Origin of the sequence: Haladaptatus caseinilyticus (genome assembly GCF_026248685.1) — an archaeon.
Classification (GTDB): Archaea; Halobacteriota; Halobacteria; order Halobacteriales; family Haladaptataceae; genus Haladaptatus; species Haladaptatus caseinilyticus.
In genome coordinates this window covers 1,395,426-1,414,208 of sequence record NZ_CP111036.1, presented here as the reverse complement: position 1 = coordinate 1,414,208, position 18,783 = coordinate 1,395,426, and the positions used below count along the sequence as shown (strand labels likewise).

At 60.2% G+C, this 18,783-nt stretch carries 21 protein-coding genes; 11 read left to right on the top strand and 10 right to left on the bottom strand.

Going from position 1 to position 18,783, the window contains the following annotated elements; genetic code table 11:
- Positions 1-208: 208 nt before the first annotated feature.
- Together OOF89_RS07705 and OOF89_RS07700 are read right to left on the bottom strand one after the other, a co-directional pair.
- Positions 209-1,435 (bottom strand): NUDIX domain-containing protein, encoded by a 1,227-nt coding sequence (locus OOF89_RS07705; RefSeq protein WP_266074864.1) that lies wholly within the window; start codon positions 1,433-1,435, stop codon positions 209-211.
- A 57-nt stretch (positions 1,436-1,492) separates the two neighbouring features.
- The gene (locus tag OOF89_RS07700; protein WP_266074862.1) at positions 1,493-2,608 is read right to left on the bottom strand and encodes an outer membrane protein assembly factor BamB family protein; all 1,116 of its coding nucleotides are present in this window, start codon (positions 2,606-2,608) and stop codon (positions 1,493-1,495) included.
- Positions 2,609-2,694: 86 nt separating this feature from the next.
- Here OOF89_RS07700 and OOF89_RS07695 point away from each other — a divergent pair, with 86 nt between their 5' ends.
- The 3 genes from OOF89_RS07695 to OOF89_RS07685 are packed head-to-tail and all read left to right on the top strand — an operon-like array spanning position 2,695 to position 4,983.
- Positions 2,695-3,204 carry a metallophosphoesterase family protein gene (locus OOF89_RS07695; RefSeq protein WP_266074860.1) on the top strand — a complete coding sequence of 170 codons (510 nt, stop codon included), beginning with the start codon at positions 2,695-2,697 and terminating at the stop codon, positions 3,202-3,204.
- Positions 3,205-3,257: 53 nt separating this feature from the next.
- Positions 3,258-4,019, top strand: a complete 762-nt coding sequence (locus OOF89_RS07690; protein ID WP_266074858.1) for a coenzyme F420-0:L-glutamate ligase — start codon at positions 3,258-3,260, stop codon at positions 4,017-4,019.
- Complete coding sequence (locus tag OOF89_RS07685; protein ID WP_266074856.1) at positions 4,006-4,983, top strand: 5,10-methylenetetrahydromethanopterin reductase; 978 nt, start codon at positions 4,006-4,008, stop codon at positions 4,981-4,983. The genes OOF89_RS07690 and OOF89_RS07685 overlap by 14 nt, the downstream gene beginning before the upstream one ends.
- On the opposite strand, the gene OOF89_RS07680 is transcribed toward OOF89_RS07685, so the two are convergent.
- The gene (locus OOF89_RS07680) at positions 4,937-5,143 is read right to left on the bottom strand and encodes a hypothetical protein (protein WP_266074854.1); all 207 of its coding nucleotides are present in this window, start codon (positions 5,141-5,143) and stop codon (positions 4,937-4,939) included. The genes OOF89_RS07685 and OOF89_RS07680 overlap by 47 nt on opposite strands.
- Before the next feature lie 72 nt (positions 5,144-5,215).
- On the opposite strand from OOF89_RS07680, the gene OOF89_RS07675 reads away from it, so the two are divergent.
- The 5 genes from OOF89_RS07675 to yciH all read left to right on the top strand — a co-directional run bounded on the left by OOF89_RS07675 (position 5,216) and on the right by yciH (position 10,548).
- The gene (locus OOF89_RS07675; protein WP_266074852.1) at positions 5,216-5,575 is read left to right on the top strand and encodes a DUF7573 domain-containing protein; all 360 of its coding nucleotides are present in this window, start codon (positions 5,216-5,218) and stop codon (positions 5,573-5,575) included.
- A 321-nt stretch (positions 5,576-5,896) separates the two neighbouring features.
- Positions 5,897-6,895 carry an AAA family ATPase gene (locus OOF89_RS07670; RefSeq protein ID WP_266074850.1) on the top strand — a complete coding sequence of 333 codons (999 nt, stop codon included), beginning with the start codon at positions 5,897-5,899 and terminating at the stop codon, positions 6,893-6,895.
- A gap of 1 nt (position 6,896) precedes the next feature.
- Positions 6,897-7,952 (top strand): DUF58 domain-containing protein, encoded by a 1,056-nt coding sequence (locus tag OOF89_RS07665; protein ID WP_266074848.1) that lies wholly within the window; start codon positions 6,897-6,899, stop codon positions 7,950-7,952.
- Positions 7,949-10,189 carry a transglutaminase TgpA family protein gene (locus OOF89_RS07660; RefSeq protein WP_266074847.1) on the top strand — a complete coding sequence of 747 codons (2,241 nt, stop codon included), beginning with the start codon at positions 7,949-7,951 and terminating at the stop codon, positions 10,187-10,189. Before OOF89_RS07665 ends, OOF89_RS07660 begins: the two co-directional genes overlap by 4 nt.
- A gap of 65 nt (positions 10,190-10,254) precedes the next feature.
- Positions 10,255-10,548, top strand: a complete 294-nt coding sequence (gene yciH, locus OOF89_RS07655) for a stress response translation initiation inhibitor YciH (RefSeq protein ID WP_266074845.1) — start codon at positions 10,255-10,257, stop codon at positions 10,546-10,548.
- Between the two features lie 118 nt (positions 10,549-10,666).
- On the opposite strand, the gene OOF89_RS07650 is transcribed toward yciH, so the two are convergent.
- The 3 genes from OOF89_RS07650 to OOF89_RS07640 all read right to left on the bottom strand — a co-directional run bounded on the left by OOF89_RS07650 (position 10,667) and on the right by OOF89_RS07640 (position 12,142).
- On the bottom strand, positions 10,667-11,014 hold the full coding sequence (locus OOF89_RS07650; protein WP_266074843.1) for a rhodanese-like domain-containing protein: 348 nt from the start codon (positions 11,012-11,014) through the stop codon (positions 10,667-10,669).
- A 61-nt stretch (positions 11,015-11,075) separates the two neighbouring features.
- The gene (locus OOF89_RS07645; protein WP_266074841.1) at positions 11,076-11,594 is read right to left on the bottom strand and encodes an NUDIX hydrolase; all 519 of its coding nucleotides are present in this window, start codon (positions 11,592-11,594) and stop codon (positions 11,076-11,078) included.
- Positions 11,591-12,142: an NUDIX hydrolase gene (locus tag OOF89_RS07640; protein WP_266074839.1), complete on the bottom strand. Its 552-nt coding sequence runs from the start codon at positions 12,140-12,142 to the stop codon at positions 11,591-11,593. Before OOF89_RS07640 ends, OOF89_RS07645 begins: the two co-directional genes overlap by 4 nt.
- 275 nt (positions 12,143-12,417) lie before the next feature.
- Here OOF89_RS07640 and OOF89_RS07635 point away from each other — a divergent pair, with 275 nt between their 5' ends.
- Positions 12,418-12,852, top strand: a complete 435-nt coding sequence (locus OOF89_RS07635; RefSeq protein WP_266074837.1) for a metal-dependent transcriptional regulator — start codon at positions 12,418-12,420, stop codon at positions 12,850-12,852.
- A gap of 17 nt (positions 12,853-12,869) precedes the next feature.
- Here the strand turns inward: OOF89_RS07635 and OOF89_RS07630 are convergent, their stop codons facing one another.
- From OOF89_RS07630 to OOF89_RS07615, 4 genes are all read right to left on the bottom strand, one after another.
- A complete protein-coding gene (locus OOF89_RS07630; protein WP_266074835.1) occupies positions 12,870-13,283 on the bottom strand; it encodes a DUF5809 family protein in 414 nt (137 codons plus the stop codon).
- 24 nt (positions 13,284-13,307) lie between these two features.
- Positions 13,308-13,769 carry a DUF5810 domain-containing protein gene (locus OOF89_RS07625; RefSeq protein WP_266074833.1) on the bottom strand — a complete coding sequence of 154 codons (462 nt, stop codon included), beginning with the start codon at positions 13,767-13,769 and terminating at the stop codon, positions 13,308-13,310.
- 48 nt (positions 13,770-13,817) lie between these two features.
- On the bottom strand, positions 13,818-14,309 hold the full coding sequence (gene rimI / locus OOF89_RS07620; RefSeq protein ID WP_266074831.1) for a ribosomal protein S18-alanine N-acetyltransferase: 492 nt from the start codon (positions 14,307-14,309) through the stop codon (positions 13,818-13,820).
- A gap of 82 nt (positions 14,310-14,391) precedes the next feature.
- Positions 14,392-16,371 carry an aconitate hydratase gene (locus tag OOF89_RS07615; RefSeq protein WP_266074829.1) on the bottom strand — a complete coding sequence of 660 codons (1,980 nt, stop codon included), beginning with the start codon at positions 16,369-16,371 and terminating at the stop codon, positions 14,392-14,394.
- Positions 16,372-16,550: 179 nt separating this feature from the next.
- Between OOF89_RS07615 and OOF89_RS07610 the strand changes: the two genes are divergently transcribed.
- Both OOF89_RS07610 and OOF89_RS07605 read left to right on the top strand, forming a co-directional pair.
- Entirely contained in the window at positions 16,551-17,042 is a 492-nt protein-coding gene (locus OOF89_RS07610) for a deoxyuridine 5'-triphosphate nucleotidohydrolase (RefSeq protein WP_266074827.1), read from the top strand.
- A gap of 114 nt (positions 17,043-17,156) precedes the next feature.
- Positions 17,157-18,590, top strand: coding sequence for a S8 family serine peptidase (locus tag OOF89_RS07605; protein ID WP_266074826.1), 1,434 nt, complete (start codon positions 17,157-17,159; stop codon positions 18,588-18,590).
- Positions 18,591-18,783 lie beyond the last annotated feature (193 nt).

The window sequence follows — 18,783 nt, the reverse complement described above, 5'->3', positions numbered from 1 at the left end:
GACGAGTGTATCCACCCGAGCGGTTTGACTCTTACGTGCAGCCAGCAGAATGACGGCCAAGTATCATTTCGAAACTAGCTCGATTCACACCCGGTCGATTCCCACGGGCGAGATGTCCGAAGTGAGGTTGCCGACGATGACTGCAATCCCAACCGACATCGTGACGCCGGTAGTGAGCGACATATACCTTCGGACGAACACGGGGTGACTACCACTCCGCGAGCGAGCGCAGTTCTTTCGCTACGGCACCGATATCCTCGCTGTCCAGCACGCCGCGCTCAGTAACGTAACCCGAGACCAGTTCCCCGGGCGTCACGTCGAACGTCGGGTTCGACACCGACAGATGTGCGTCGCCGTCGTACACCATCTCCGCCGTGCCGAATTCCAGCACAGGGTCAGCGTCGGTGCGTATCTTGTCCGTCGCCGTGACGACGAACACCGGCACGTCTTCGTAACGTGCCGCGACTGCCGTTGCCCGCGTACCGGTCTTGTTCACCACGTCACCGTTCGGCAGAACCGCATCAGCGCCGACGACCACGCTATCGATGGTTTCTGTCGCCAGCAGATGTGCTATCGCGGCGTCGATGTGGAGTGTTACGTCCGTGTCGTCAGCCAGTTCTTCCGCAACGCTGACCCCCTCACGCCCCGGTCGCGATTCCGCCACGAAGACGCGCCTCGCGGCGCGAAGCGCGTCGAGTACCGTTCCGGAGCGGGAGAGCGTGCAAACCGTCGAGTCAGCGACTTTCTCGCGCCCGGTTTCGGTTGCCTTTTCATCGACGCGATACGCACGGTCAATGGCGTCGATAGCGGCCTGTTCCGCCGTTTCCGGGGAGTCGGATTCGGCCATCACGCGATTCACTCGATTTTCGAGGACGGCCATGCTCGGGCGGGCCGAACGGAGTTCGGTCGCCAGTTCGGTCAGTTCGTCCCAGTCGCCGCCGCGAACCGCGTACAGACCGGCCCTGTCGCGGAGGACTTCGAGGGCCCGAATCGAGAGAGACGCCGAACCGTGCGTCGTGTCGTCGGCAACCGATCCCGTGGTCGGGGCGACGTGCCCGTACGATGTCCAGAGTTCCGGGACTACCTCCCGCCGCAGGATTTCGGTCGGCGAAGCCCACTCCACCTCGGTCGATTCCCAGTCCGATTCGACCGCGCGACTCGCGCAGTCGAACAGGTACGGATGAACGACCCAACGTTTGCCCAGCGACTCGTCTTCCACGTCGAAGGGGTCACCCGCCCGAACGAACGTGCATGCATCGAGCAGGCCAGTTTCCTCGTCGATTTCTTCGCGTGCGAGGCTATCGGGGTTGCCTTCGGCGTGTCCGGCGACGCCGCCCCACTTGCCAGCATACGACCCGACTTCGTCGCTTCGGCGGAGCAGGAGTACGTCACCCCGATTCCGCAGAAAACAGGTGACGACGTGGGTTTCGTCCATACGATGTGGACGCTCTAAGGACGGGTTAATCTGTGGGCAAAACCGTGAGGCATCGACTCAACGGTCGTGGGCGACGATGGTGTTTCCATCGCTGAAGATGACGACGCCGTCGCGAAGGATGGGTTTCATCGTCACCCGTTCGGAGAGATCGTACTGCTGTTTTCGCCCACCGCCGACGCCGAAGATAGACAACCGGTCTCGCGGTTTCATTTCTCCGTCGGACGTCTCGGCCCGTTCGACCGATTCGAAGGCCACGACGTTTTTCGTCGCCGTGAGCGGCGTCCCGAACCTCGCTCGTTTGCGCCATCGCTCCTCACCAGTGGTTCGATTGTACGCCACCACGTAGGTCTCCATCGCGAGTCGGCTACGGGCGTGATTCGAGTAGAGCGAGAGAACGGCGTACACGGTGGAATCGTTCGCTTCCGGTATCGTTCCGACCGACCCGATCCAGTCGCTTTCGGTGTGCCAGCGCACTGTTCCGTCGGTTGGACTCAACGCGGTAACGCCGTCCATAGACGCGACGAAGACGGTGCCGTCGTGATGGGTGAGTACCGCATTTCCGGCCGTTTCCTGCCGCCACTCCGTCCTACCGTCGGCCGCGTTGTACGCTCGAACGGTTCCCGTCGGTGACGCGGCGAAGAGTCGTTTACCGTCGGTATCCACCGACGACCGCGTGTGGCCGAATGGATGCAACCATTCGAGTCGTTCCGTTTCGAGGTTCAGCGAAAACGCGCCGTACTTCTCGATACGCTCGCTGTAGCCGACGCCGTACAACCGCGAGTCGGAAATCAGCGGGGAGTAGCGGCCGAAGGCGAGGTACTCCGTCCGAAGACGGGTTGGTTCCCCGCCGTTCAACGGAACGCTGCGGACGACGCCGTCCGCTTCGACGAACGCTCGATTTCCGTGGTTGATTGGCGATGCGGTAATTCGCGGGAAGTCAGCGAGCGATTCGTATTCTCCCGAGAAGTGAGCGAAGCCGAGTTCGCCATCCGCCACCAGCGTGGACGCCACTACGAATCCGTCGTTGGACACGTCCACGGCGCGTGCCGGCGACCCGTCCAACTCGATCGACCAACGTAAGTTCGCTCGAAGCGTGTTACACCCACTCCCCAGTGCCAACAAACCAGCGCCGGTAGCACGGAGAAATTCGCGGCGATGGAAACCGCGGTCCATATCGAACCCACCCGAACTGAATAAAAAAGCGTTCCGGTGGAACGGACGCTCCAACGCTTTTCTATCAGCACATACAAACGACGATCATGCTCCAAGTCGCCATCATCAGTGACACGCACATACCTACCCGTGCAAACCGTCTCCCCGACTGGGTTCGAACTCGAATCCAGCGCGCGGATTACACGATTCACGCGGGGGATTTCGACTCGGCGGACGCACTGGCCTCGGTGGGGGAACTGACGGATGGCAACCTCACCGCGGTCGCCGGGAACACCGACCCACGTTCGCTTCGCCTGCCGGAACTAGCGACCCGTGAACTCGACGGCGTTACGTTCGTCGTGACACACGGGACAGGGCCGAAACGGGGGTATCGAAAACGGGTCGCGAAAACCGTCCGTGAAACCGCTGGGACCGTCGAAAACGGGGCGGTCGTCGGTGTTGCAGGACATACTCATCGAGTGATGGACGAGGAAATCGACGGCGTGCGCCTGCTCAATCCGGGAAGTGCGACGGGGGCCGCCCCCGCTCGAAAAGCGACGATGCTCGTGGCAACCGTCGAAGACGGGAGCCTAACCGTACAGGCACACGAAAGCTGACGGGATTTGCACGTTTCGGACGGGTTTTTATTCGGGCACTCCAACGCTCAAGCATGAACGTTTTCGCGGTCCCGGGGATTCCGGAGGTCGAACCCGGCGACGATATCGCCGAACTCGTAGAGGAACGAGTGAACCTCGAACCCGGCGACGTGTTAGTGGTGGCGAGCACCATCGTCTCGAAGGCGGAGGGTCGTGTTGCAACCCTCGCGGACTTTCCCGCGAGTCCACGAGCGGAGGAACTCGCGACCCGCCTCGGCGAGATTTCGGGCGAGGAGAAAGACCCCAGATTCGCACAGGCCGTGCTCGAAGAGAGTACCGAGATCATCATGGACGCACCCTTCCTGCTCACCGCGACACGATTTGGCCACATCGGTGTCAATGCGGGCATCGACCGCTCGAACACGGGGAATGCGGACCTACTCCTGCTTCCGAAGCGACCGACCGAGAGTGCCGAGCGAATTCGCTCGGCACTCTCGCAGGACGTTCCGGTCGTCGTTACGGACACCTGTGGAAGACCGTTCCGGCACGGGCAACGCGGTGTCGCACTCGGCTGGGCCGGGATGCCCGCAAGCCGTGACTGGCGGGGCGAACGCGACAGGGATGGGCACGAACTCGAAGTGACGGTCGAATCAGTTGTGGACGAACTCGCATCGGCCGCGAACCTCGTGAGCGGCGAGGGTGACGACGGCCTGCCGGTCGTCGTCGTCCGCGATTGGGAGTTCGGCAACCACGAAGGAAGCGACAACCTCTTTCGGGCAGTCGATGGTGATTTCGTCCGGCAAGCGCTCCGGGGGTGGCAGTTTGCGCGGGATTGAACTCACGCCCGAACACCCGGTTCCGGACCTGGTCGAACTCGGCGTGCGGGCCGAAACGGAGGGCTTCGATACGCTGTTCGCTAGCAGTCACTACAACAACCGGGACCCCTTCACCGTGCTGTCCCAAATCGCGGCGGAGACCGACGACATCCGACTCGGGCCGGGTGTCGTCAACCCCTATGAGACGCATCCTGTCACTCTCGCGTCACAAGTCGCAACCATCGACGAAGCGAGCGACGGCCGCGGGGTTTTCGGATTGGGAGCGGGCGACCGTTCGACCCTCCGAAACCTCGGCATCGAGCGCGAGAAACCGCTCCGACGCGTACTGGAGACGATGAAAGTCTCGAAACGACTCTGGGGTGGCGAGCGCGTAACCCACGATGGAACCTTCGTTGCGGAGGATGCGGGCCTGAACTACGACGGCGGCGAGATACCGGTTTACGTCGGGGCACAGGGGCCACATATGCTTCGGATGAGCGCAAAACACGCTGACGGTGCGTTGGTCAACGCCGCACATCCCCGCGATTTCGCGTGGGCGGACGAACGAATTTCGGAGGGGTTGGCCGAGCGACCCGACCACCGCGGCGAGTTCGATTTCGCGGCATATGCCAGCGTGAGCGTCGCCGAAGACGGTGACGAAGCACGCGAGGCCGCCCGCCCACCGGTCGCGTTCATCGCTGGCGGCTCGGCAAAGCCGGTATTGGAGCGACACGATATCGACCACAAACGCGCCGAGAAAATCGGGGAGAAAATCGGGGCAGGAGAGTTCACCTCGGCGTTCGAGGCGGTGACACCCGAGATGATAGATGCCTTCTGTATCGCCGGAACGCCGGAGACGGTGGGCGACCGAATCGACGCGGTGCTCGACTACGCGGACAGTTTCGTCGCCGGGTCTCCACTCGGACCCGGCAACCCGATTAGCCTTGTCGCTGGGGCCCTCGACCGGACGTGTCTGGGACGATAGCCGAACCGAGTCCGCCGAGCGTGAGGATTCCGAAGACGAGCACCGAAACGCCGACGAGAAGCGCTCCGAAGAGGAGCAGTATCGCGGAGGTGGGGAACGCCGTTGCGACTTCGGTAAACAGCCGAATCATTTCCGTGATGTCGTGGACGGGATTTACCATAGGTAGTTCTCAGGACCGAGGGTACTTGGTTTCTCCGTCACGCTTACGAAGGGGCGATTCGTAGGCAGACACGTGTCGCGGGATACCTCACTGGCCGACTTCGGGGCGAAGACGGACGAGGCGGAAGCCGAGTCCGACGAGAAAGCGAACTCCACTGAACAGGCCGACAGCGACGACGAGAACACCGAGGAAACCGCCGAGTCGGTCACGAAATCCGAAGCCAACGAGCAGAAAACCGGTTCCGAAGCGAAAAACGACCTCGACTCGGACGGCGCCGAATCATCGGTCGATTTCGACACCGAAACCGAACCGGCTAGTGCGACGTACGATTGGACGCCAACCGGGGCGCTCTGCGAGTGCTGTGGTGAATCGGTCAAAGCACGATGGCGGGACGAGGGCGGAATGGTTTGTGCGAACTGTAAAGAGTGGTAGCGGGTACTGGACGAGAAGGATGTATTCTTGCGGGAGGCTCGTTTGAATCCGAAAAAGGCGCACTCCAACAGTGGCTCGTTGAGATGCCGAGCGATTTCGTCGAAGGTCAAGTAACAAACAACTCGAAGGCACGACCAGCCACATGTCGTGATACGGTAAACACCAATCCACAAAGTATTCAACAGTAAGTCAATCTACTCTTTGAGTAGCGACAAAAGTTACAAAGGTATGTCTCCCTACTACGTGTAACGAGGGGACGCATTTTATAGCGTCTCCAAAGCGAAATCCGAACTCCTCAGACCCAACCGCTGCATTTAGAGCATGAAGGAAGCTAACAAAGACCCCGAGCCAACCTCCGTGGAACGACCGACAGACGAATTTGCAGACCCACTCTCGATCGAAGATGCGGCGGATTTGACCCAACGGATCATCGACAATATCGAACACGTCATCGTCGGCCAACACGATGCCGCCCAACATATCTTGACGACAATTCTTGCACGCGGACATTTGTTACTCGAAGACGTTCCGGGCGTCGGGAAAACGATGCTAGCACGGTCATTGGCCCGTTCCGTCGATTGTTCGTTCAAGCGCGTACAGTTCACGCCGGACCTGCTTCCGTCGGACGTAACCGGAGTCAACATCTTCAATCAGCAAAGCCGGGAGTTCGAGTTTCAGCCCGGCCCGATTTTCGGCAACGTCGTTCTCGCGGACGAAATCAACCGTGCACCGCCCAAAACGCAGGCCGCCCTGCTGGAAGCGATGGAAGAAGAGCAGGTCACTATCGACGGAACGACCCACGACGTGCCGAGTCCGTTTACCGTCATCGCCACACAAAACGCCATCGACCAGGACCGAACCTACGAACTCCCCGTCGCGGAGATAGACCGGTTCATGAAGAAACTCTCCCTGGGCTATCCGAACCCGGAAGACGAATCCGAAGTGCTCCGTAGGGTCGTTGGCGAACATCCGATTCGCAGACTCGACCCGGTCGCGAGCGCCAGCGACATCCGACGAGCACAGGCAACCGTATCGCAGGTGACGGTTCGGGAACCGGTACGTGATTACGTCACCCGACTGGCGAACTACACCCGCGACCATGGCCAACTCGGCGTGAGTCCCCGCGGATCGATTACCGTCCTCCGTGCCGCACAAGCGCGGGCCGTCCTCGAAGGCCGCGAGTACGTCGTTCCCGACGACGTCAAGTTAGAAGCCGAAACGGTGTTGGCCCATCGTGTCCGCGCTAATTCCGGCACGATGGGCGGCGACGAAGGGAAAGCCGTCATCGAAGCCGCCCTCGATAACGTTCCGGTGGAATGAGATGTTGACGCGACGTGGACTGGGATTTCTCCTCGTCGGAGCCCTCGGAATCGGACTGGCGTTTTTCTTCGGTGCGCGGTCGTTGAACGCCGTCGTCGGCCCAATTTTAGTCGCGCTGGTCGTCGGATACGTCCAGCTGAAACGAACCAGCCATCCGAACCTCGACGTTTCGGCCCCGAGCGTGGGATTCCGCGGCGACGAGGCGACCGTCTCGCTCGATTTTTCCGCACCCGACCCGTTCGCCGGACGGGTTTCGTTGGACTTCGGTGATGGACTCGAATACGCGGGAGAATCGGTCGAAACCAGTATCGGAGACACGGCTGTCGAATTCGACGTTCGTCTCACAGAACGCGGCGACCAAACTATCGGCCCGGTGCGAGTCGTCGGCGAGGACGTATTCGGCCTGTTTCGACGACCGTTCACCCATCAGGTGCGTGAATCAATACTCGTCTTCCCACAAATACGTCCGGTAGACGGACTCGAAACCGCCACAGCGCTCGAAGAGGACCTCGGTGTTTCGCTCCATCGCGAGTTCGACCAACTGCGCGAGTATCAGCGCGGCGACCCACTTCGTGACGTACACTGGAAATCGAGCGCAAAACGACCGGCGGACGATTTGCTCATCAAAGAGTTCGAGACGGGAAAGGAGCGTCAGCAGATCGAAATCACCGCGGAAGCCGACGCTGGTCGCGTCGATACTGTTGCGGATGCGACAGCGAGCATCGCATCGGCATTGCTCGATGCGGACATCTCCGTCGGGGTAACGACGCCAGAAGGGCGAATCGCACCCGATTTCGGCGACACGCAGCAGACCGACATCCTCACACAACTCGCCCACATGGAAAGCGGGCGCGTTCACGAACGCGAACGGGGACGAGGAGACATCGTAATCCGTGGGTCAACCGGGCGCGAAGATGTCGAAGTTCGGTTCGCTGGTCGAACGATGTCGTTCGACGAATTCGCTGCGAGCGGGGCACAGTCGCGACGGGCAGCACGCGCGGATGGTGGAACGAACGAACGGGAAAACATGCACACCGAACGAGGTAACTCGCGATGAGCACGATGCAGGACGACCACCTGCAGTTAGGCGGGGTAACGATTCCGTATCACTGGCTTGCCGTCTCGTCGACCGCAGTGCTCATTTGGTCGTATCTGAGCATCCTGTATCGCATCACGAACGTCGTCAGCGCGGCGGACGATTTGTTGTTGCTGGTCGCAGGGTCGCTCGTCGGAGCGATGTTGCTCGCACGGAAGCTTCCAGCATGGACAGCGTTCGTCTTCGGCGCGGTTTTACTCACCATTGGCCTGTTCAGTTACTATGCGACGGTTCCCGGGGCGTATCTCACCCTGTCCCAGTCGAGTCGCATCATCGCCGACACCGTCGCACTGCTGACTGGGTTGTCAGTGGAGATGATGCGCGAGATAGAGACGTGGGCGCTGAGCGTCGCACCGGGTGCCGTCTTCGTTCCGTGGTATCTCGTTTTCCGACGGCGGTACGGTCTCGCCGCGGCGAGCGGCGGAGCAGTACTCGGTTTCTTCGTCCTCACCGGTGACGCGGGAGCGTTCGTGACCCTCATCGGGATGGTCGGCGCACTCGGTATCGTCGCCTTCGGGACGATGTCCCGGTACGGCGGCACCGTCGCACAGATGGACGTGTTGGCTGTGGCTTTGGTCGCGATGGTACTCCTCTCGACGACGATTAGCGTCGTTCCGGGCGGGAGCGCGAGTCCGATTCTCCCGAGTGGCGGGAGTGGCACTGGGGGGAGTGGTGGACTCATCAGCAACGATCAGCGCGTCGCGGTGCAGGGGAGCATCGAACTCTCGCCGAAGGTCCAGTACACCGTAACAGCGAACCATGGGGGCTACTGGAAAGTCGGGTCGTACGACCGCTACACTGGCAGCGACTGGGTTCGCACCGGCAGCAGTCGCCCATACGACGACCAGTCTCCGCCACCGGGAAGTTCCTACGAAGTGCGACAAACGGTTACCGTCGAGGCGGACCGCGTCAGCGCGATGCCCGCGGCATGGAAGCCGGTACGAGTCATCGGCAACGCAAGGGAAAAAACGCGGATCAGTAGCGTCGGCGGATTGTCACCGAAAAGCGCGCTGACGAGAGACCAGACGTACAGCGTCGTCAGTCGTGTTCCCACGAAAAATATGGACGAGTTGCGGGATGCCGGAACCGACTACCCGACGGGGCTGAAACGACAGTACACGCAGTTGCCCGGAACAACGCCGGACCGGTTAGAAGAAAAGACGAATCGGATTACCGCCGAGGCGGATACCCCGTACGAGAAGGCAGCCATCGTCGAATCGTGGCTTGAAGAGAACAAACGGTACTCACTCGACGTCGAGAAGCCGAAAGGGGACGTCGCCGATTCGTTCGTTTTCGACATGGAGAAGGGGTACTGTGTGTACTACGCCACGTCGATGGTCACGATGCTTCGGACGCAGGGAATTCCAGCACGGTTCGTCACCGGGTACACCTCGGGACAACGCGTCTCCGAGGACGAATGGGTCGTCAGAGGTCTCGACTCACACGCATGGGTAGAAGTGTACTTCCCCAACACTGGCTGGGTTCGGTTCGACCCGACGCCGAGTGACCCACGGTCGGCCGCGGAGGATGAAATGGTCGAGGAAGCGCGAGCGAACGACGAAACGCGAATCGACGTCGCTGGGAGCGAGAACGGATCGTGGACGCCCGAACCGACAGAAACTACGACGACAACGACCACAACCACGACGACGGACGAAGAGAACTCGACGAGCAGCGAAATCGACGGTCCGCAACCCGACCCCCAAAATCAGCCGAATCCAATCGGCGGCGGAACGAGCGTGGCAACATCGACCGAAACGACGGCGAACGCGTCGGTGAGTGGTGGGAGTGAGATTCCATTCAGTATGCCGTCGAGGGAACAGCTGTTGTACGGTGGATTGTTGGTCACTGGACTGCTGCTCACGGCGAGACGGAGTGGCGTGCTCCAGCGGGCATATCGAGCGGTGTGGGTGCGTTGGCAACCACGCGACAACCCCGAAACGGACGTCGAACGTGCTTTCGGCCGGCTGGAGTATCACCTCTCTCGAAAACATCGGACACGACGTACAGGTGAAACGCCACGCGAATATCTCGCTGCACTTTCGCACGTCGGCGTGGACGACCGGGCACAACGTGTCGGATCGTTGTACGAACGAGCGCGGTATGCAGGCGACGTGAGTCGAGAACACGCGGACGAAGCGGTGTCGCTCGTAAATGACATCGTTCGAGGGTCACGACGTCGGAAACCAAGTGGATAAATACCACCTGACATGGCAACATACCCGACACTGTTTAATAGGTTGCTTTCGTAGCCCCATGCGTAATGTCGGAAGTCTGCTCGACGTGCGGACTGCCTCAGGAACTTTGCGTCTGCGAAGACGTCGCCAAAGAATCCCAGCAGATCACTATCCGCATCGACGAGCGCCGTTACGGAAAAGAGGTAACGATCATCGAAGGATTTGACCCCAGAGACGTGGATCTAGACACCCTATCATCGGACCTAAAATCCAAGTTCGCTTGCGGTGGTACGGTCGAAGATGGGCAAATAGAGCTACAGGGTAATCACACTGGGCGCGTCGAGGATTTCCTCCGCGACAAAGGATTCAACGTCGCCTGACGAGTATCAGTAGTTGACCCTCGAGTTTTGAGAGAGCGGCCTCAAACGGATCGAGGCCATTTATACCCCCGAGAGAGGTATCGTGACGGCTACGGCCGAACTCGACGAGCGATGCAATCTAAAACGGTGCGTCGGACTCGGGACTGTTGACCGATTCGAGTTCGTGGTCCCACTCTTCTAAGCCACCGGCCATACTTTCGACGTGAGCGTCCGCCGGTACACCCTCATACGAACTGATGAGTCGGGCGGCCTGCACGCTCGATTTTCCGAGGGGGCAGACGGTGACGACGCGGTCGGCATCGTCCAACTCGGAAACACGTTGTGGAAGCGTGTGAAACGGGATATTTTCGCTACCGGGAATATGGCCGCGTTCGAACTGCGACTGTGGCCGAATATCAACGATGCGCACGTCAGCGTTAGTCTCTATGAGTTCGTGAACGTCGTCCGTGGAGATTTCCCCGTCCATCGGGACGACATATGAACGCCGACGGAATAAGCGACCCGGTCCTCTTCCGGTCGAAAATCGGTCAAAGCAGTCCTGCTTCTTCGGCGAGCAGCAAAGGCGGAAGCGACCACCCACAGGTCGTGCCGGAACGGACGACATCGAGAGCGTCCTCGACTGGAACCGTCCGTACCTCGATGAACTCGTCAGGTTCGAGGCGTTGCGCTCCCGGCGTGAGATCATCGGCGAAGACGACGGCTCGTCGTTTTCGCATTCCTGCCGTCGGATAGTACGTTTCGAGGAGTTCGACGTGTTCGGCTTCGTAACCCGTTTCCTCGCGAAGTTCGCGTTTGGCGGCGCGTTCGTAGGATTCTCTGGGGTCGCGCCGTCCCGCAGGGCAGGAGAGCACCCGTTCCCCGAGTCGTGGGCGGTACTCCTCGATAAGCACGAGTTCATCTCCCGAGCGGGCCACGATTGCCACCGAGTCCGGCGGGTCGAACCAGAGACGACGAACGTGCTTTCCATCGGGACGTTCGAGGGAATCGTATCCCACGGCGTGGCCGAGCAGCGTGATACCCCGTCGCGCGCGACGTTTCCAGTTCATCCGTCGATGAAACCGGCCTCGCTGGCGAGGAGCAGCGCCTCGATAGTTGCGTCGTTTGCGGGAGCCTCACGGGCCGCGTCGAGAGCGTCCTCGACCGGTATCGATCGGACCGAGAGGAACTCGTTGTCGTCCAAGTTTTGGTCGGTCGGCGTCAATCCGTCGGCGAAGACGATACCGCGTTCGTGGCGGAGGACGCCCGTCGCAACCCAAAACGTTTCAAGCAGTGCGAGGTTGTTCGCGTCGAACCCCGTTTCCTCCCGGAGTTCCCGTGCCCCCGCGGTGGTGTAGGATTCGCCATCCTCGACGATTCCGGCGGGACACTCCAAGCAGGCTTCTCGAATCGCGGGTCGATACTGCTCGACGAAGACGATGTCGTCGCCCGCAACCGCCAGTACGACGACTGCTGGTGGGAGTTCGGCCCAGTAATATTTCTTCGTCGTCCCGTCGGGTTGCTCCACGAGGTCGTAGCCGCCCGTATACCAGCCGGTTTCGTACTCGACTTCCGATTCGAGCACCGGCCAGTCGTGGTCACGCCAGTCGTCAGTCATAGTCGTGAAATGTTACGGAAGGGGCTTAAAATCGGAAGGTTGGGTCGTGGGGGTGTGAGATGATGAGTGTTCTCTCCGCGAGTGAGGAGCAACGCGACGAGCGAGTGGGCCAACGACCGAACGGAGCAGAGCGAAATGAGGGAAGAGTTTTTTGGTCCAGCTTTTACGGGAGACGGGCAGGGCCAGTGCGATTCGCACTGGCCCTGCCGCTCGACCGTGGTAAAAGGTGGTCTTGAGGGATGGATTTATGCCTGTCCTGCACACATGTGTAGACGATGAGTGAGGTTTCCGCGAGTGTCGGGCGCTACCTCAGCACGATACATCTCGTGAGCGAGAGCACCGGTCGCCCGGCGAAAACCGGCGAACTGGCGACTGCCCTCGACGTGAGTGCCGCCAGCGTCACCGAAATGCTCACCGCGCTCGAGTCGCGCGACCTCGCAACCTACGAGAAGTACAAGGGTGCGACGCTCACGGACGAAGGTGAGGAGACGGCCCGCGAAGTGATGTGGAAACACTGCCTCGCAGAGAACTTCCTCGCCGACGACCTCGAAATCGAGAGCCCCGAGGAAGCACGCGAAATGGGACAGGCGCTCTCCGACGAGGTTGCGGCGCGACTTCGCGAACTAATCAATCACCCGTGTGCTGGACAGTGCAGTGCGCCTCAAACCGAGTACAGCGAGTGCTGTGACGACGTGCGTGGCGATACCTGATTTTCGAACGACCGGTGTTACTGAACGATATCCCGGTAGATGCGACCAAAGGCGATTCGCTGGAGGGTTGCGACCGCCGCTCGTTCCTTCTCGTGATACGTGGCCGCAATAACGGATTCTACGGCAGGTGCGATATGCCACGCAACGTTTTCCACGTTCTCACTACCCTCCTCGTGAACGTCGAACGTGTCCGGTATCGCGTCTTCGAACTCCTCGCGTGTTCCAGTCGAAATTTTTAGAAGTGAAGCAAAAAGGGCGTCCCGTGCAGTTTCGACCACGTCACTAGTCACACGCTCGCCGTACTCCTCTCGGTCGAAATCCATGGCCTTCGCCGACTCCCTGACGACGGTTTGGGCCGACGGGCCGACGGTCTCGTACTGTTCGCGCGCCTCCGTCTCGTCCGACGGGGCGAAAATCCCGTGAGTTTCCATACCCAGTGCTTCTCGGGCCGGGGACTACTCGTTTTCGCCCTCGTCCTCCCCGTCTCCGGCATCATCGTCCCCCAACTCCTCGTCGTCCAGCATCGCTTCAGTCATCCGACGCGCTTCGTTCATGATGGACTGGGCTTGTGCGCCCAGATTTGCGTCCCGTCCGTATCCTCCCGCTTGCTGCAGCTCGGTCTCCAATCCATGGCCGTGCTGGCCGTGACCGTGTTGATCGAGTTCCTGCTGACCGTGATGATGGTGACTGTGGTCGTGAACCGTATCCTCGAACATCTGGGGATACTCCTCTTCCGACGCGTACTCCGTGACGCGGGACGCGAGTTCGTCCGGACTCTCCTCGCTCCATCCCGGTGCATGCTCGTCCAACCACGTTTCGTGTTCGTCGTCTCCGAGAATGGCGGCGAACGCGAGGTGGTTAGCGAGGTGCTTCCCATCGGACTGAGGCGTCGCACAGACCGGACACGCAAATCCCATGTCGCGCCCTACGAAACGCAGACGGAAAAACGGTTCAGTTCGGGCGGGTCAATCGAGTTCGACGATCATCACGAGTGCGTTCTCTCCGTCGCCGTAGTAGCGAGGCACCGTCCGAAGGTATCGAAAGCCGAACTCCTGATAGAGCGAAATCGCCGTTTCGTTGCTCTGGCGTACCTCCAGTTTGACGGAGTGGACACCTTGTGCCCGGAGGCCGTTGAGCGCGCGTTCGAGTAACGTCCGTCCGATACCTTCCCCGCGTCGGGCGGGATGCACCGCGATATCTTTGATGTGACCGAGTGCTCGGCCGTGATTCGGGACCATATCAGCGACGACGTAGCCGAGAACTTTCGAGTCATCAACCGCCACGAGGAACGTCGGCTTACCGACATAGCGCTGGAACGCCGAAAACGGCCACGGCTGGCTGAACGACGCCTTCTCGATGCGGAAGATGGCGAGTAAATCCGCGTCTTCGGCGGGCCGGATAGTTGGCGTATTCGCTTCGCTCGCCGTGGTCGTCACAAATGAGGGTTCGACACGCATACCTAAAATACCACCTTTTACGACGGTCGCGCCGCTCTTCGTCTCTCGACCGTCGTAAAAGGTGGTTGCTGAAAGGTGGGTTCTAGTCGTCAGCAGGTGCCGCGCTGTCGCCGGACTCGGCCTGCTTCTTCGTGTGCGAGAGCTTGCCACCGTCGGCGAGAATACGACGCTCGCGTTCGGAGGCGTCGAGGGTTGCGGTGAGTTCCCAGTCGTCGTTCACGCGAACCGTGAACTCCTCCTGACCGGAACGAACTGCTTCCGCAACGTCGTCAACGACTTCGATGTCGTCGCCCTGCTCGATCTTCTCGTAATCGTCCGCGTCGATTTCGAGGGGGAGCAGACCGAAGTTGAAGAGGTTCGCCTTGTGGATGCGGGCGAAGCTCTGTGCGAGAACACCTTCAACACCGAGGAACATCGGGCACAGTGCCGCGTGTTCGCGGGAGCTACCCTGGCCGTAGTTCTCACCAGCGACGAGGAATCCGCCGTCGGCGTCGAGTGCGCGCTGTGCGAACGAGTCGTCAACGCGCGAGAGGGTGAACTCGGAGAGTTTTGGGATGTTCGACCGATACATCAGGATGTCCTGCGTCGCAGGGATGATGTGGTCGGTCGTGATGTTGTCCTGCATCTTGAGCAGGGCCGGACCTTCGAGGTCGGATTCGAGTTCGTCCTTCAGTGGAACGTCGCCGATGTTCGGACCTTTGATGAGGTCGTCGTCCACGGCCTCGTCGGGCGAGATGAGGTCCGGGTCGTCGGCACTACTGCCGTACTGGTCGCCCATTTCGATGCCCGGTGCGTCGAGGTCACCGAGTTCGTCGGCGAGGTCGCGTGGGTCGATGATTTCGCCCTTGATCGCCGCCGCCGTGGCGACTTCCGGCGAGCAGAGGTACACCGAGTCGTCTTCGATACCGGACCGACCCTCGAAGTTGCGGTTGAAGGTTCGGAGTGAGACGGAGTCGGATGCCGGAACGTGGCCGATACCGATACAGGCACCACAGGTCGCCTCGGAGAAGTTGACGCCAGCCGCCATCATCTCCGCGACCCAGCCCTCACGGGCGAGCATCTCGGAGGCCTGTTTGGAACCGGGTGCGACGATGAGGTCGGTTTTTCGGTCGACCGTACGACCTTCGAGCATCTTCGCGGCGGGGAGGATGTCCTCGTAGCCACCGTTCGTACAGGAACCGAGGATCACCTGATCGACGGATTCACCGGCGACTTCACGGACGGGAACGACGTTGTCCGGCATCGACGGCTTCGCGATGAGCGGTTCGAGGTCGGAGAGGTCGATGACGACTTCGTCGTCGTACTCCGCATCGTCGTCGGGCGTGAGTTCGACGTACTCGTCCTCACGGCCGAGTCGGGAGAGCCAATCTTTCGTCTCCTCGTCGGTTGGGAAGATGGAAGTCGTCGCGCCGAGTTCCGTCCCCATGTTCGTGATGGTCGTTCGCTCGGGGACGGTGAGTGTTTCGACGCCTGGGCCGGTGTATTCGAAGATTTTGCCGACGCCGCCTTTCACGGAGAAGCGACGGAGCATCTCGAGGATAACGTCCTTGGCAGTTGCCCATTCCGGGAGTTCGCCTTCGAGTCGGACGCTGACGATTTCGGGCATCTCGATGTAGTACGGGCCGCCACCCATAGCGACCGCGACGTCGAGACCGCCGGAACCGATCGCGAGTTCACCAAGTCCGCCGGGGGTTGGCGTGTGGGAGTCCGAACCGAGCATCGTCTTGCCGGGTGCGGCGAAGTTCTCCTTGTGGACGTTGTGACAGATACCGTTGCCGGGGCGGGAGTAGTGTGCGCCGAACGTGCCTGCCGCCGAGCGAAGGAATCGGTGGTCGTCCGTGTTCTTGAAGTCGAACTGGTACGTCTGGTGGTCACAGTACTGCGCGGCGACCTCGGTCTGGACCTCGTCCATGTCGAGCGCCTCGAACTGGAGCCAGACGAGGGTTCCAGTCGTGTCCTGTGTGAGAACTTGGTCGATCTCGATTCCGATTTCCTCACCGGTTTCGAGTTCGCCCTCGACGAGGTGGTCGTCGAGAATCTTTTCCGTCAGTGTTTGTCCCATATCGGACGGATATCGACTCTCCGGAGTTATAAATCCCGCGCGTTTCATTTTTCATCAATCGTGGTAAATCCGCATCTGGTGTGGCAATTCTTTCGAAAACAGGGGCAAAAGTGTGCCAACAAGGAACAACCGAGCCAATGATTCGACACGATTTTTACGGGTAGAACTGAAGGAGGTGTATGTTCCGGAGTGGAACGTTCGTTGCAGAGCACATTGCGGAAACCACAGATGAGCAGATTCAGCCCAACGGGGTCGATCTGACACTGGAAGTCGTTTACGAACAGCGTGATTCCGGTCGAATCGGCCGAGAGGAAAAGGAGATCGGCGACCGTCAACGGATCGAATCGGAGCAGGTCGGCGAAAACGTTCCGGAAACGTACTACCTCCCGAGAGGCGCATACATCGTCCAGTACGGCGAAACGGTTCGAATTCCGGACGGACACGTCGGTTACATCTACCCGCGGTCGTCGCTCATGCGCAACTCCTGCATGCTCAACACCGCGGTGTGGGATGCAGGCTACGAAGGCAAAGGCGAGGGACTACTTCAAGTCCATCACGACATCGAACTCGAACGAGGAGCACGAATCGCACAACTCGTCCTCAGTGAGGCGAATCACGAGGAAACCTACGACGGCGATTATCAGGGCGAGAATACCGAGCCGATACCATAAGAGCGACTCGAAAAGGAGATCATTTTTCATCTTTTTCCGAACATTACACGTAGAAACACATTTCAATTGGAAGCGGAAACTCTTTAGTTTATTAGATGTAATGTCGATAATAGGATGGTTGACAACCAACCACAAGGTAGGCGGCGATTCCTGAAAGCAACTGGCGCGGCAGCGGTCGCGTCGGCAATACCATTTAGCGGGACTGCGAGTGCGGGTGAGGGGATTATTGACAGTGCGTTCGACCTCGCGACGAATGCGCTACAGCAATCCCTCGTCGTATTCGACAGCAACGACGATGTCGATCTGTTGGACACGCTAGATCTCACGAACGGTTACCACAAGTTCGAGGTACTCCCAATCGGCTACACCGAGCTATCGGTCGGTCAGTTGAACACGGTTGCCAACTGGGATTCCGTCCGGTACGTCCAGAAGAACGTCGAACTCGACTACTACAACGACGACACACGGGAGGTAACGCAGGTTTCCGAAGTCCAATCGAGTGGCTACACGGGAGACGGCGTTCACACCGCAGTTATCGACTCGGGTGTGGACGGCGATCATCCCGACCTCGATTCGAGTCTCGTCGCGAACTGGCGGTGGGCAGGTAACCCGCTCGGCTCACCGACATTGTGGGTTCGTGCCGGTGACTTGGACACCGACGACAACGGACACGGAACACACTGTTCCGGCACCGTCGCAGGTGATGGAACGCAGAGCGACGGCCAGTACAGGGGGATGGCACCGGACGCCGACCTCACCGTCTACTCGGCGGGGCTGACCCTACTCATCGTGAAACCGGTCGCGGCGTTCGACCACCTGCTCGCGCGTCAGCAGGCGGGTGAAACAGACATCTCCATCGTCTCGAACTCTTACGGTTCCTCGAACGGCGAGGCGTTTAACCCGGACGATGCACTGAACGTTGCCACGTGGGAAGCGTGGACACAGGGCCTCCTCCCAGTGTTCGCGGCAGGGAACTCCGGACCGCAGACGAACACGCTCAACCAGTATGCCAAAGCACCGAACGTGCTTGGCGTCGCCGCAACGAAAGACAACAAGAAGGTCACAAACTTCTCTTCGCGCGGGCGGAAACAGAGCGCGGACCCGAGCAATTGGGACCGCAAGACGGCCCTCGACAACTTGGAGCAGTACCGAAACGGTGGGTCACCGTCCGGCCCGCTCGGCGTCTACCGACCCGGCGTCGGCGCGCCCGGCAACGCCATCGTCAGTACGATGGACCCGACCGACCCGCTCAACGTTTCGGGCGGCGACACCGACTTATGGTACGCCAGCATCAGCGGAACGAGCATGGCCTGTCCGGCAGTGGCCGGAATTGCCACGCTCGTCGTCGATGCGTACCGACGGAACAACAGCGGGTCGCCGACGCCCGCCGAGTTGCTGAATACCGTCTCGGCGGAAGCCGAGGACGCACTCAGTAGCTACACGCCGTGGAACATCGGCTCCGGGTTCGTGAACGCCCAGTCCGCCGTGACTCGTGCGGAGAACGGGAACATGGGGACGTACAGCGACGTGAACCTCGTAAACTACTGAAATCGGTCCATCCCACCACTGCAACCGACACGATTATTTTTGTCGGGGAGCCATAGTCGGTCGAAGTGACGTGAGCTCTTCAGACGTACTTGAAGCATGCGATAGCTGTGGCGAACAGATGCTTGACGTATATCTCGAAGACGGTCTCTGTGCGGACTGTCGAGACGATGCAAATCGGTAGCACCGCGTACTG

Bases quoted from the DNA above. Each gene is read 5' to 3' on its own strand.
- OOF89_RS07660 (WP_266074847.1), top strand. From the start codon at position 7,949: ATGAGCACGATGCAGGACGACCACCTGCAGTTAGGCGGGGTAACGATT.
- OOF89_RS07665 (WP_266074848.1), top strand. From the start codon at position 6,897: ATGTTGACGCGACGTGGACTGGGATTTCTCCTCGTCGGAGCCCTCGGA.
- OOF89_RS07650 (WP_266074843.1), bottom strand. From the start codon at position 11,014: ATGGACGGGGAAATCTCCACGGACGACGTTCACGAACTCATAGAGACT.
- rimI (WP_266074831.1), bottom strand. From the start codon at position 14,309: ATGCGTGTCGAACCCTCATTTGTGACGACCACGGCGAGCGAAGCGAAT.
- OOF89_RS07690 (WP_266074858.1), top strand. From the start codon at position 3,258: ATGAACGTTTTCGCGGTCCCGGGGATTCCGGAGGTCGAACCCGGCGAC.
- OOF89_RS07625 (WP_266074833.1), bottom strand. From the start codon at position 13,769: ATGGGATTTGCGTGTCCGGTCTGTGCGACGCCTCAGTCCGATGGGAAG.
- OOF89_RS07610 (WP_266074827.1), top strand. From the start codon at position 16,551: ATGTTCCGGAGTGGAACGTTCGTTGCAGAGCACATTGCGGAAACCACA.
- OOF89_RS07700 (WP_266074862.1), bottom strand. From the start codon at position 2,608: ATGGACCGCGGTTTCCATCGCCGCGAATTTCTCCGTGCTACCGGCGCT.
- OOF89_RS07680 (WP_266074854.1), bottom strand. From the start codon at position 5,143: ATGGTAAATCCCGTCCACGACATCACGGAAATGATTCGGCTGTTTACC.
- OOF89_RS07640 (WP_266074839.1), bottom strand. From the start codon at position 12,142: ATGACTGACGACTGGCGTGACCACGACTGGCCGGTGCTCGAATCGGAA.
- OOF89_RS07630 (WP_266074835.1), bottom strand. From the start codon at position 13,283: ATGGAAACTCACGGGATTTTCGCCCCGTCGGACGAGACGGAGGCGCGC.
- OOF89_RS07705 (WP_266074864.1), bottom strand. From the start codon at position 1,435: ATGGACGAAACCCACGTCGTCACCTGTTTTCTGCGGAATCGGGGTGAC.
- yciH (WP_266074845.1), top strand. From the start codon at position 10,255: ATGTCGGAAGTCTGCTCGACGTGCGGACTGCCTCAGGAACTTTGCGTC.
- OOF89_RS07670 (WP_266074850.1), top strand. From the start codon at position 5,897: ATGAAGGAAGCTAACAAAGACCCCGAGCCAACCTCCGTGGAACGACCG.
- OOF89_RS07605 (WP_266074826.1), top strand. From the start codon at position 17,157: ATGGTTGACAACCAACCACAAGGTAGGCGGCGATTCCTGAAAGCAACT.
- OOF89_RS07615 (WP_266074829.1), bottom strand. From the start codon at position 16,371: ATGGGACAAACACTGACGGAAAAGATTCTCGACGACCACCTCGTCGAG.
- OOF89_RS07695 (WP_266074860.1), top strand. From the start codon at position 2,695: ATGCTCCAAGTCGCCATCATCAGTGACACGCACATACCTACCCGTGCA.
- OOF89_RS07645 (WP_266074841.1), bottom strand. From the start codon at position 11,594: ATGAACTGGAAACGTCGCGCGCGACGGGGTATCACGCTGCTCGGCCAC.
- OOF89_RS07635 (WP_266074837.1), top strand. From the start codon at position 12,418: ATGAGTGAGGTTTCCGCGAGTGTCGGGCGCTACCTCAGCACGATACAT.